Origin of the sequence: Curtobacterium sp. MCLR17_031 (assembly GCF_003234775.2) — a bacterium.
Classification (GTDB): domain Bacteria; phylum Actinomycetota; class Actinomycetes; order Actinomycetales; family Microbacteriaceae; genus Curtobacterium; species Curtobacterium flaccumfaciens.
The window spans coordinates 2,678,119-2,689,251 of record NZ_CP126270.1 but is presented as its reverse complement, the minus strand read 5'-3'; the positions used below and the strand labels follow the sequence as shown (position 1 = coordinate 2,689,251).

Sequence of the window (11,133 nt, the reverse complement as noted above, 5' to 3'; positions counted from 1 at the left end):
GCGGTGCCACAGCAAACACCGTCTGCACCACCGACTGTATAACGAAGCGGTAACGGCGCGCCAGCCTCTCCGGGGCCGGTTCGCTGCGAGTTCCCCAAGAGCAGCCGATCAGGCTCAGAAGAGGTCGGGCGACGGGGTCGACGCGTACCGCACGGCGACGTCCGCGTGCCGGTCGAAGCGGTAGCCGACGCCGCGCACGGTGCGGACGATCTCCTCGAACGCGCCCAGCTTGGAGCGGAGTCGACGCACGTGCACGTCGATGGTGCGCTCGTTCGGGGTCTCGTCCTCGCCGTCCGACCAGAGGCCGTCGATGATCGCGGAACGGTCGACGGTCTGGCCCTCGCGGAGGACCAGGAACTGCAGGAGCTCGAACTCCTTGTAGGTCAGGGGTGCCGCTTCGCCGTCGAGGGTCACGCGCTTCCGGGAGATGTCGATGACGACGCCGGTCTCCTCGGGCTCGGGCTTCTCGGCCTGCTTGCGGGCGGCCACCGCGGAGCGGTCCTGCAGGGCGAGGCGGACGACGTCGACGTCCCGGCCACCGGAGTGCTCGGCGGCGACGGCGACGGCCGCGTACGTCTCGGACGACGGGACGAGCTGCGCGGTGAGGGCCTTGAGCTGCTCGACCACCGCGGCCAGGTTCGTGCCGGCGGCGGCGGCCTTCGCTTCGTCGATGCCGACGTACAGGGCGAAGCCGCGGGCCTCGGTGCCCTCGGGGAGTGCGCGGTTCCGCTGCGGTGCGACCACGGGGCTCGTCGGCACGGTGGTCGGTCCGGTCGCCACCGGGGAGGCCGGGCGCGGACGGATCGGCGTCACGGTGCCGAGGTCGGTCGGGGCCGGTGCGGAGCGGAGCGCGGTGCGGGGCTGGGCGATGGTGAGCGACATGGTGGTTCTCCGGGCGGTGTGGCCGGTGCGCGGGTGGCGCGGCGGCCGGTGTCGAATGCGTCATCCCGGGTACGGCGGTGCGCCGATGTGCCCTGCGGTCCTGCTGCGGACCGGGGCCGACCCGGGGGAACGGGAGACAGACCTCGTGACGTGGTGCGCGTCGCCGACGGTGTCCGTCACCCGGGGATCACGCGCTCGCGACGGGGGTGGTGTCGCGGGGGATCCGGCTGGAACGGGTGCCGATCAGGCACACATTCGACAACGCATGACCGGCATGGTCGGCATCATCACGCCGACGGTCCCCACTGCCCCTGCGGAGGAGCACGCCTCGGAGAGGACGCGGGTGGACACGGTTGCAGTCATGTGACGAGTATCTGCGGTATACCAACGCGGTGTCAACCGTCCGCACGGACGGTGCGGTGAGCGCGACCGCACGGACGACAGGAGGCACGCCCGTTCTTTCCCATTGCGCCCGCGATGGAAAGTGGAATCGGGCGTACCGGGTGGAAAGAACCGACCGGGTACGCCCGGAACGACCGGGTACGCCCGGAACGACCTGGTACGCCCGGAACGGGCAGGTACGCCCGGAACGACCGGGTACCCCCGGAACGGGACGGTGCGGTGAGCGCGACCGCACGGACGACTGGAGGCGCGGTGCCAGCCGGCACCGCGCCTCCAGTCCGCGAAGTAGCGGGTCTGCGCTACTCGGCCAGCCCGTAGAGCCGGTCGCCGGCGTCGCCGAGGCCCGGGACGATGTACCCGTTCTCGTCGAGCTTCTCGTCGAGCGCACCGAGGACGATCGAGACGTTGCGGTCGCCGACGGCCTGCTCGACCATGGCGAGCCCCTCGGGGGCACCGAGGATGCACACGCACGTGATCTCCTGCGCACCGCGGGCGAACAGGAAGTCGATCGCGGCGGCGAGGGTGCCACCGGTGGCGAGCATCGGGTCGAGCACGAAGCACTGCCGCCCGGACAGGTCGTCGGGCAGGCGCTCGGCGTAGGTCTGCGGCTCGAGCGTCTCCTCGTTGCGGGCCATGCCGAGGAAGCCGACCTCGGCCGTCGGGACGAGCTTGACCATGCCCTCGAGCATGCCGAGCCCGGCGCGGAGGATCGGGACGACGAGCGGCCGCGGCTTGGCGATCGCGACGCCCATGGTGTGCGCCACCGGCGTGTCGATCGGCGTCGCCGTGACCCGGACGCCCCGCGTGGCCTCGTACGCGAGGAGCGTGACGAGCTCCTCGGTCAGCGCGCGGAACGTGGGGGAGGGCGTCGTACGGTCGCGGAGCACCGAGAGCTTGTGGGTGATGAGCGGGTGGTCGGCGACGTGGACTCGCATAGGGTCGAGCCTAGCGTGCCGTCGACCGTCAGGAGGTCCCGTGGAGGAGCCCGCAGCCCGCCCGTTCGTCCCGGCGATGGAGCGCGCGCTCGACGAGGCCCGACGGTGCCTGGAGACCGACGACGTCCCGGTCGGCGCCGTGGTGCTCGACCGCGACGGCCTCGTGGTCGCCACCGGCCGGAACGAGCGCGAGGCGCGACAGGACCCGACGGCCCACGCCGAGGTCCTCGCGCTGCGTGCTGCAGCGGCGGTGACGGGGGACTGGCACCTCGAAGAGCACACGCTCGTGGTGACGCTCGAGCCCTGCCCGATGTGCGCCGGCGCCGTCATGGCCGCACGGGTGCCACGGGTCGTGTTCGGCGCGTGGGACCCGAAGGCGGGCGCCAGCGGCAGCGTCTACGACATCGCCAGGGACCGCCGGCTGCCGCACCGCTCCGAGGTCATCGGCGGCGTGCTCGAGGCCGCCTGTGCCGAGTTGCTCGACGACTTCTTCAGTCCGCGGCGAGGATGACGATCGCCTCGGTCGGCGGCTGCGGCCCGGTGCGCAGCACGTCCGGTTCGACGTAGATCACCCGGGCGATCGGCACGGCGCTCCGGACACGCTGCTCGACGGTGTCGATGCCGGCGGCGACGTCACCGAGCCGGCGGTCCCCGTCGACGGCGACCTTCACGCCGACCATCAGCTCGTCCGGTCCGAGGTACAGGGTCTTCAGGTGGATGATCGCGTCGACCTCGGGGCCGTCGAGCACCGCCTGCTTGATGCGCTCGACGTCGGCGGCGGTCGCGCCCTCGCCGACGAGCAGGCTCTTCGTCTCGATGCCGAGCACCACGGCGACCGCGATGAGCAGCGCCGCGATGAGCATGGTGCCGATCGCGTCGAACACCCCGTTGCCGGTGATCGCGGTCAGGCCCACGCCGAACAGGGCGAAGACCAGGCCGAGCAGGGCCGCGGTGTCCTCGAGCATCACGACCGGCAGCTCCGGGGCCTTCGCGCGGCGGACGAACTGCACCCAGCTCTGCGAGCCCTTCTGCGGTCGGGCCTCGTTCAGGGCGGTGCGGAGCGAGAAGCCCTCGAGCCCGATGGCGATGACGAGCACCACGAGGGGGAGCCACCAGTTCTCGAGCGGGTGCGGGTGGGCGAGCTTCTCGATGCCCTCGTAGAGCGAGAACACACCGCCGACCGAGAACAGGATGATGGAGACGACGAACGCGTAGACGTACCGTTCACGCCCGTAGCCGAAGGGGTGCTCCTGGTCCCCCGCTCGCCGGGCCTTCCGGCCACCGAGCAGCAGGAGGAGCTGGTTCGCGGAGTCGGCCAGGGAATGCACGCCCTCGGCCAGCATCGACGCCGATCCGCTGATCGCCGCCGCGATGAACTTCACGATCGCGATGCCGATGTTGGCACCGAGTGCGGCGAAGATCGCCTTCGTGCCTCCGGAAGCGCTCACAGCTGTCCCCTTCTCGTGGTCTGCGACACGATCCTAGGCGGGTGGCGTCGGTAGGGTCGGGAGCATGACGATCGACCTGCCCCGCACCGCCCTGCTCGGCGTCGGCTCCATGTCCGGCGCGGTCCTCGACGGCCTGCTCGCCGCGGGACTCGACCCGGCCACCGTGACCCTCACCACGAGGTCCGAGGTGTCCGCTGCTGCCCACCGGGAGCGCGGTCTCGACGCCACAGCGAGCGACACCGACCCCGACGCCAACCGGACGGCCGTCCGTGGCGCGGCCCTCGTCGTGGTCGGCGTGAAGCCGTACATGATCGCGGACCTGCTCGACGAGGTCGCCGCCGACCTGGAGCCCGGCGCCGTCCTGGTCAGCGTCGCCGTCGGCACCACCACCGCGAGCATGGAGGCACGGGTGCCCGCCGGCGTCCGGGTCGTCCGTGCCCTGCCGAACACCCCGATCGGCGTCGGCCACGGCGTCACCGGCATCAGCGCGGGCACCTCGGCCGACGCCGAGGCCGTCGCGCTGGCGTCGTCGGTGTTCACCGCCTCGGGTGCGGTCATCGAGGTACCGGAGTCGCAGCTCGACGCGCTGTCCGCCGTGTCCGGTTCCGGTCCCGCCTACGTCTTCCTGCTGGTCGAGCAGTGGCAGCGTGCCGCCGAGGAGCTCGGCTTCACCCACGAGCAGGCGGCGACGATGGTGCAGGGCACCGTCCGCGGCGCGGTCGAGCTGCTCGAGCGGTCCGGCCGTGAGCCCGCCGACCTGCGCCGTGCGGTGACGAGCCCGAAGGGCACGACGGAGCGTGCCGTCGCGGTGCTGCAGGACGCCGACCTGGCGGACACGCTGCTGCGCGCGTCGCGGGCCGCGATCGCGCGTGCCGAGGAGATCGCCGCGTCGTAGACGCAACCGCAGTGCGGACGGGAGGCCCGTGGCGACGCCGCCACGGGCCTCCCGTCCGTCCGCTGGTCGTTACTCGTACGCGGCGAAGCGCTCCAGGTCGGTCTCGGAACCTGAGACGATGATGACGTCGTCCTCGCCGATCACGCTGTCCGGCGTCGCCGGCACGAACGGGCTGCCGGGCGGCTTGATGCCGAGCACGGTCAGGCCGAAGCGGGTGCGGATCACGGTGGTGGCGAGGTCCTTGCCGCGGACCGCGCGCGGCGGGAACATCTTGACGACGGCGAAGTCGTCGTCGAACTCGATGAAGTCGAGCATCCGGCCGGAGACCAGGTGTGCCGTCCGCTCGCCGGCCTCGCGCTCCGGGTAGACGACGTGGTTCGCGCCGATGCGGGACAGGATCGTGCCGTGCGAGCGGCTGATCGCCTTCGCCCAGATCTGCGGGACGCCGAGGTCGACCAGGTTCGCCGTGATGAGCACGCTCGACTCCAGGTCGCTGCCGGTGCCGACGACGGCGATGGCGAAGTCCTGCGCGCCGATCTGCCGGAGCGCGTCGATGTCGGTCGCGTCCGCCTGCACCGCGTGGGTGACCCGGTCGGACCACTTCTGCACCAGTCCGGCGTCGGTGTCGACGACGAGCACCTCGCGGTCCTGGCGTTCGAGCTGGCCGGCGGTGGCGGCCCCGAAACGCCCGAGTCCGATGACCAGGACGGGGGCGTCGTGACTGATGGCACCGTGCTGGTGCGACGAACGGGTGCGGTCAGCCAACGATCGGCCTCTCCTCGGGACGGCGGAACAGTTGCCGGCTCTGGCTGGCGGCCAGGGCAGCGGCGATGGTCACTGTACCGACCCGGCCGAGGAACATGGTGGCGGCGAGCACGTACTTGCCCGGTTCCGGCAGGTCCGCGGACACGCCGGAGGACAGCCCACTGGTCGAGAACGCCGAGATCACCTCGAACAGCACCCGGTCGAGCGAGTCGTCGGTGATCTGCAGGAGCACCACGGTCGCGACGGCCACGATCGTCGCCCCCCAGAGCACGATGGCCACCGCGACCCGCAGGACGTCGCTCGGGATCCGGCGACCGAAGGCCTCCATGCTCTGGCGACCGCGTGCCTCGGCGACCGCGGCCAGGAACAGCACCGCGAGGGTCGTCACCTTGATGCCACCGGCCGTCGAGGCGGATCCGCCACCGATGAACATGAGCATGTCCGTGACGAGCAGGCTCGAGCCGTTGAGCTGGTCGAAGTCGACGAGCGAGAAGCCGCCCGAGCGGGTCATCGTCGACAGGAAGAGCGCCTGGAACGCGGTGCGCCCGGCTCCTTCCTCGCCGAAGGTCGTCGGGTTCGACGCCTCGAGTGCGGTGTAGACGACCGCACCGCCGAGGAGCAGGATCGCGCTCGTCGCCAGGGTGAGCTTGACGTGGATCGGCCAGCGCCGCGGGGTGCGCAGCTGCTTCGTCAGGGCACGGATCACCGGGAACCCGATGGACCCCGCCACGACACCGATCATCAGCAGCGTCAGGAACCAGTAGTCGTGGGCGAACGGGTCGAGGCCGTCGGCGTTCGGCGAGAACCCGGTGTTCGTGAAGGCCATCGCCGCGTAGTAGAAGGAGTCACCGACCGCGGTCCAGAACGGGATGCCGGCGATCAGCACCGACGGCAGGAGCAGCAGGCCGAGGACGATCTCGATCGACAGCGTGCTCACCGCGACGGTCGCGAGCAGGGTGCCGACCTCGCCGAGCCGGACGGCCTGTCCCTCGGGCACGGCGCCGTGGTGGGTGCGGAGCGGGTTCGAGTCGCCGGCCGCCATGAGCTTGGCGCGCAGGCCGAGCTTGCGGGTGACGAACAGACCGAGGATCGACGCGAAGGTCAGGACACCGACGGCGCCGATCTGCGTGCCGATGACCACCAGCACCTTGCCGAACACCGACCAGTGCGTCGCCATGTCGACGGTGGACAGCCCGGTGACGCAGACCACCGACGCCGCGGTGAACAGGGCGTCCGCGAAGTGGGTGCTGCTGCGGTCCGCGGTGGCCCACGGCGTCATGAAGAGCACCGTGAACAGGAAGATCAGCGCGATGAACACGACGATCGCCAGTCGGGACGGCGACGAGCGCAGCACCGTCGCGATCCGGCTCGCTCGCCGTCGGCCGACACTCACGTGGTGCGGGATCGGCTCGGTTCGGTCGAGCATGCGTATGCCTCCGAGGACATGGGCCGGGACGGTTCGTCATGGTACATCCGTGGTGCCCCGGCTAGCCTTGCCCCATGGCCGACATCTTCTCCGTCGTGGCGGACCCGACCCGGCGCGAACTGCTCGGCACGCTGTTGTCCGCCTACGGTTCGGACGTCACCGGCGGGGAGCTCAGCGTCGGCCAGCTGGTCGAACGCCTCGGGGTCAGCCAGCCCACGGTGTCGAAGCACCTGCGCGTCCTGCGCGACATCGGTCTCGTCACCAGTCGCGAAGAGGGGCAGCACCGCTACTACCGGCTCGACCCGGAGCCGCTCGTGCACCTGGAGGACTGGGTCCTGCCGTTCACGGGCGCGGTCGACGCCGACGGCACCCCGGCCACCACTGCGTGGACGCCGGACGGCCAGCCGGTGTCGATCCGCCGGAACGGCACGGCGGGCAAGGCGACGGTGGAGGTGGGCACCGAGCTCGGCCGCGTCATGGCGGAGGCGTCGTACCGGGCCACCGCGGCGATCTCCGGCGCGCAGCAGGGATGGGAGCGCGTCGTCGACCGCAGCCGCAAGCGCTTCACCCGCCGGGGCGACGAGGACTGAGCTCTGCCGCACGGCTTTCCGAGCACGGGGCGCGGCCGGTGCGCTCGTGGCGCGGACTGATCCTGGACACCGGGTCGCACGCGCCTCTACAGTTGCCACTGACCACACAGGTCACACCACTCCCGTGCGCAGCGCGCGTGCGAGCCCCGAAGGCGGACCATGACCGGCAGTTTCGACGACGTGCGCTTCCTCACCGTCGCTGAGGTCGCCGAGATGATGCGCGTCTCGAAGATGACCGTGTACCGGATGGTGCACGCCGGTGAGCTCCCCGCCATCCGCTTCGGCCGTTCCTTCCGCGTCCCCGAGTCAGCCGTCGCCGACGTGCTGCGCGGTGGCGTGGCGGACGTCGGCTGAGCGCGCGTTCGACATCCCAGCGGGCAGCCGGTAGACTCGGGCAGGTTGATTTTCCGCGGTCTCTTCGGCCCGGTGTCCGTACATCAGCATCAGTCCGAGCGAGGTCCACATGGGTTCTGTCATCAAGAAGCGTCGTAAGCGCATGGCGAAGAAGAAGCACCGCAAGCTCCTTCGCAAGACGCGTCACCAGCGACGCAACAAGAAGTAGACCCGCACAGGTCTGCGCAGGTCGGAGGACCTGCACGAAAAGCCCCGGTTCGCCGGGGCTTTCGCGTTCCCGGACTACGCTGGGACCATGCCCGCAGTGACGTTCCTGACGAAGCCCGGATGCCACCTCTGCGACGACGCCCGACCCGTGGTCGAACGCGTCGTCGCCGACCACCCGGGGGTCACCCTGCAGGAACGCTCGATCCTCGACGACGACGCCCTCCGCCAGGAGTACGCGGAGGACATCCCCGTCGTGCTGATCGACGGGCGCGTCCACAGCAACTGGCACGTCGACGCCGACCGGCTCGCACGTGCGCTCGAGAAGGCCGAGGCCCGCGCATGATCTCCCACGTCGTCTCCTGGTCCCTGCGGACCGACCTCGACCGCACGGCGTCGATCGCCCGCATCCGCGGACTCCTGACCGGCCTGGTCGGCACCGTCGAGTCGATCCGCTCGCTCGAGGTCGTCGAGAACGTCGCCTACCCGGACAAGAACCACGACGTCGCCGTGGTCGCCACCTTCGACGACCTCGCCGGGCTCGACGCGTACCAGGTGCACCCGGAGCACCAGGCCGCGGCAGCGGAGATCCGCGAACTGGTCACGGCGCGGGCCGCCATCGACTGGCAGAGCTGAGCCGGGCCTCCCGTCCGCGCGCTCGTCGCTCCACGTCGCGCTTCGTGAGCAGAAAAGGTCGCCTCCCGCATCGGGAGGCGACCTTTTCTGCTCACTCGCTGGTGCCTACGGGGTCAGGCGCGTCGGGCCACGGAACAGGTACGTGACCTCGCGGATCGACGGCTCACCGAGCATCAGCATCAGCACGCGCGCGAGGCCCATGCCGAAGCCGCCGTGCGGCGGGACGCCGTAGCGGAAGAAGTCGAGGTACCAGCCGAGCTCCTCCGGGTCGAGGCCCTTCTCGACGGCCTGCGCCTCGAGCACGTCGACGCGGTGCTCACGCTGGGCACCCGTGGAGATCTCGGCGCCGTTGAAGATGAGGTCGTAGCTGTTGGTGACCGACGGGTCGCCGGGCTTGCGCATGTGGTAGTACGGCCGGATCGAGGCGTCGTACTCCGTGACGAACACGAACTCGGAGCCGTGGTGCTCCTTCGCCCAGGCGGCGACGCGGCGCTCGCCCTCGGGGTCCAGGTCACCGTCGGCGCGGACGACGTCGTAGCCGCTGTCGGCGACGATCTTGCGCGCGTCGGCCAGGGTCACGCGGGGGAACGGCGTCGCGGGGACCTGCAGCTCGAAGCCGAAGACCTCCGCGATGTCCTTGCCGTACTTCTCCTTGACGGCGGTGATGCCGGCGACCAGGACCTCTTCGTGCATCGCCATGACGTCCTCGTGGGACTCGATCCACGAGAACTCGGCGTCGACGCTGGTGAACTCGGTGGCGTGGCGGCTCGTGAAGGACGGGTCGGCGCGGAAGGCGTCGGCGATCTCGAACACGGCACCGAAGCCGGCCGGCTGCGCCATCTGCTTGAAGTTCTGCGGCGACTGGGCCAGGTAGGCGGTCGTCTCGAAGTACTCGAGCTGGAACAGCTCGGCGCGCGACTCGGACGCCGACGCCATGAGCTTCGGGGTGTGGATCTCGATGTAGTCGCGGTCGACCCAGTACGTGCGGAACGCGTGCTCCAGCGTCGTCTGGATGCGGAAGATCAGGTTCTGCTTGCGGTTGCGCAGGTCGAGGAAGCGCCAGTCGAGGCGCTTGTCGAGTGACGAGTCGTCGGCGATCGGGGTCTCCGGGATCGCGGCGCTCACCACCTGCAGCGCACCGATCTTGACCTCGAGCCCGCCGAGCTTCACGCGCTCGTCGTGCTTCAGCGTGCCGGTGACGTGCACGAAGGTGCCGTGCGCCAGGCCGGAGATCTCGTTGGTGGTCGCGAGGGCGGACTGTGCGGCGTCGTCGCCGTCCTCGGCCTCGCGCGTCGCCGGGTTCACGAGCTGGACGGCGCCGGTCTCGTCGCGCAGCACGACGAACTGCACCTTCTTCTGGTCTCGGACGGTCTCGACCCATCCGGCCACGGAGACGGGACCGTCGGGGAGGGCTGCCAGGTCGGCGATGCGGGTGCGTTCGATCACGGTGGTCGAGTCTAACCGCCTGCGTCCGGGGACGTGGGCGGCGGGGTTCTTCCCTCCACAGGGCCGCCTGCGTCCGGCGTTCTCCACCGATGGCCGGGAGGCCCGTGGCGGCCTGCGTGGGATCCGTAGCGTTCTCGACGTGGCCGGGTCGCGGGACGAGAGGGGGACCGGGTGGGGACGGAGACGGGGGAGCTCGCGACCTGGCCGCCTGCGGCGGTCGCGGTGGTGGTGGCTGCGCTCTGCACGGCGGCGTTCACGCTGCTCGTGGCGGTCGTCGGTGGGCTGTGGGCGGTCATCCGGTGGCGGCGGGTCGTCGCACGGGAACAGCGCGACCGGGCTTGGTCACGATTCGTCTGGGTGGTCGACCACGTCACGGACGCGGACGTGGGCCGTGCCGAGATCGGGAGACTCGTCGCGGGAGCGATGTACAACATGCAGGTTCTTCGCGAGGCCGACGAGGTCATCGGCAAGCTCGTGCTGGAACTGGTGACGGAAGAGGAGCAGACATGACGCAACGGGACCCGGTGAAGGCCTTGTTCGTGCGGCGGGACGAGGAGTGGAAGGCGAACGTGCGCAGACGGCACTGGTTCCGGCCATGGCGAGCACGTCGGGTGATCGCCGAGCACGATCGGCTGCGGGAGATGATGGAGGAGATGGCCGAGGCCAAGCGGGAACGGAGTCGCCTCATCGCGGCCGGCGTGCTCGAGGGCTCAGGGGAGCGACGCGCGGAGTGACCCGAGCGTGCCGATGAACTCCTCGGCCATGCCGGCCCGCTCGACGAGCTTGGCGTGCCGGGCACGGGCGTCCTCGAGGTACGCGTCGAGGCGGGCGGCCAGCGCCGGTTCGTCCTCAGGGTCCTTCGTCGCGAGGGCGTCGACCACGCGGAGCAGCTCGGCCATCTCGTCGAGCGTGAACCCGAGCGGCTTCATCCGACGGATCACGAGCAACCGTTCGAGGTCCTGCGCCGTGTAGACCCGGAACCCGCCGGTGGTGCGGCCGCTCGGCACGAGCAGCCCGACCTCGTCGTAGTGCCGGATCGTGCGCAGGGACATGCCGGCGCGGTCGGCGAGCTCGCCGATGTGCATCGTGTCGGGGACGTCGCTGGTGCTCACGGCGTACGACTCTACCCTCACGTGAGGGTAGAGTTCCG

General features: G+C 70.7%; 16 protein-coding genes. 9 read left to right on the top strand and 7 right to left on the bottom strand.

Translation table 11 applies throughout. The features are described from left to right. Window positions 1–114: 114 nt before the first annotated feature. Both DEI96_RS12705 and upp read right to left on the bottom strand, forming a co-directional pair. Window positions 115–882 carry a winged helix-turn-helix domain-containing protein gene (locus DEI96_RS12705; RefSeq protein WP_111022226.1) on the bottom strand — a complete coding sequence of 256 codons (768 nt, stop codon included), beginning with the start codon at window positions 880–882 and terminating at the stop codon, window positions 115–117. Between the two features lie 701 nt (window positions 883–1,583). Beyond that, entirely contained in the window at window positions 1,584–2,219 is a 636-nt protein-coding gene (upp, locus tag DEI96_RS12700) for a uracil phosphoribosyltransferase (RefSeq protein WP_071406290.1), read from the bottom strand. Window positions 2,220–2,295: 76 nt separating this feature from the next. Between upp and DEI96_RS12695 the strand changes: the two genes are divergently transcribed. Continuing rightward, the gene (locus tag DEI96_RS12695; protein WP_111022357.1) at window positions 2,296–2,730 is read left to right on the top strand and encodes a nucleoside deaminase; all 435 of its coding nucleotides are present in this window, start codon (window positions 2,296–2,298) and stop codon (window positions 2,728–2,730) included. On the opposite strand, the gene DEI96_RS12690 is transcribed toward DEI96_RS12695, so the two are convergent. Further along, window positions 2,711–3,667: a cation diffusion facilitator family transporter gene (locus DEI96_RS12690; protein ID WP_111022227.1), complete on the bottom strand. Its 957-nt coding sequence runs from the start codon at window positions 3,665–3,667 to the stop codon at window positions 2,711–2,713. The genes DEI96_RS12695 and DEI96_RS12690 overlap by 20 nt on opposite strands. A 64-nt stretch (window positions 3,668–3,731) precedes the next feature. Between DEI96_RS12690 and proC the strand changes: the two genes are divergently transcribed. Beyond that, window positions 3,732–4,562 (top strand): pyrroline-5-carboxylate reductase, encoded by an 831-nt coding sequence (gene proC / locus DEI96_RS12685; protein WP_111022228.1) that lies wholly within the window; start codon window positions 3,732–3,734, stop codon window positions 4,560–4,562. 69 nt (window positions 4,563–4,631) lie between these two features. On the opposite strand, the gene DEI96_RS12680 is transcribed toward proC, so the two are convergent. After that, on the bottom strand, window positions 4,632–5,327 hold the full coding sequence (locus DEI96_RS12680; RefSeq protein ID WP_217499818.1) for a potassium channel family protein: 696 nt from the start codon (window positions 5,325–5,327) through the stop codon (window positions 4,632–4,634). Next, a complete protein-coding gene (locus tag DEI96_RS12675; RefSeq protein WP_071406293.1) occupies window positions 5,320–6,753 on the bottom strand; it encodes a TrkH family potassium uptake protein in 1,434 nt (477 codons plus the stop codon). Before DEI96_RS12675 ends, DEI96_RS12680 begins: the two co-directional genes overlap by 8 nt. Window positions 6,754–6,827: 74 nt before the next feature. On the opposite strand from DEI96_RS12675, the gene DEI96_RS12670 reads away from it, so the two are divergent. The 5 genes from DEI96_RS12670 (at window position 6,828) to DEI96_RS12650 (ending at window position 8,537) form a co-directional block, all read left to right on the top strand. Further along, window positions 6,828–7,343: an ArsR/SmtB family transcription factor gene (locus DEI96_RS12670; protein ID WP_051596885.1), complete on the top strand. Its 516-nt coding sequence runs from the start codon at window positions 6,828–6,830 to the stop codon at window positions 7,341–7,343. Window positions 7,344–7,502: 159 nt separating this feature from the next. Continuing rightward, a complete protein-coding gene (locus DEI96_RS12665; RefSeq protein WP_017888579.1) occupies window positions 7,503–7,697 on the top strand; it encodes a helix-turn-helix domain-containing protein in 195 nt (64 codons plus the stop codon). A gap of 109 nt (window positions 7,698–7,806) precedes the next feature. Next, window positions 7,807–7,905, top strand: a complete 99-nt coding sequence (locus tag DEI96_RS12660) for a 30S ribosomal protein bS22 (protein ID WP_003792170.1) — start codon at window positions 7,807–7,809, stop codon at window positions 7,903–7,905. Between the two features lie 87 nt (window positions 7,906–7,992). Then, window positions 7,993–8,247: a glutaredoxin family protein gene (locus DEI96_RS12655; RefSeq protein ID WP_071247435.1), complete on the top strand. Its 255-nt coding sequence runs from the start codon at window positions 7,993–7,995 to the stop codon at window positions 8,245–8,247. Then, a complete protein-coding gene (locus tag DEI96_RS12650) occupies window positions 8,244–8,537 on the top strand; it encodes a Dabb family protein (RefSeq protein ID WP_111022229.1) in 294 nt (97 codons plus the stop codon). The genes DEI96_RS12655 and DEI96_RS12650 overlap by 4 nt, the downstream gene beginning before the upstream one ends. A gap of 105 nt (window positions 8,538–8,642) precedes the next feature. Here the strand turns inward: DEI96_RS12650 and aspS are convergent, their stop codons facing one another. Further along, the gene (gene aspS, locus DEI96_RS12645; protein ID WP_027466337.1) at window positions 8,643–9,983 is read right to left on the bottom strand and encodes an aspartate--tRNA(Asn) ligase; all 1,341 of its coding nucleotides are present in this window, start codon (window positions 9,981–9,983) and stop codon (window positions 8,643–8,645) included. 171 nt (window positions 9,984–10,154) lie between these two features. On the opposite strand from aspS, the gene DEI96_RS12640 reads away from it, so the two are divergent. Together DEI96_RS12640 and DEI96_RS12635 are read left to right on the top strand one after the other, a co-directional pair. Continuing rightward, the gene (locus DEI96_RS12640) at window positions 10,155–10,493 is read left to right on the top strand and encodes a DUF3176 domain-containing protein (protein WP_111022230.1); all 339 of its coding nucleotides are present in this window, start codon (window positions 10,155–10,157) and stop codon (window positions 10,491–10,493) included. Further along, window positions 10,490–10,717 carry a hypothetical protein gene (locus tag DEI96_RS12635; RefSeq protein WP_111022231.1) on the top strand — a complete coding sequence of 76 codons (228 nt, stop codon included), beginning with the start codon at window positions 10,490–10,492 and terminating at the stop codon, window positions 10,715–10,717. The genes DEI96_RS12640 and DEI96_RS12635 overlap by 4 nt, the downstream gene beginning before the upstream one ends. Here DEI96_RS12635 and DEI96_RS12630 read toward each other — a convergent pair. Continuing rightward, window positions 10,694–11,095 (bottom strand): MerR family transcriptional regulator, encoded by a 402-nt coding sequence (locus DEI96_RS12630; RefSeq protein ID WP_371830603.1) that lies wholly within the window; start codon window positions 11,093–11,095, stop codon window positions 10,694–10,696. The two genes, DEI96_RS12635 and DEI96_RS12630, sit on opposite strands and share 24 nt — an antisense overlap. Window positions 11,096–11,133 lie beyond the last annotated feature (38 nt).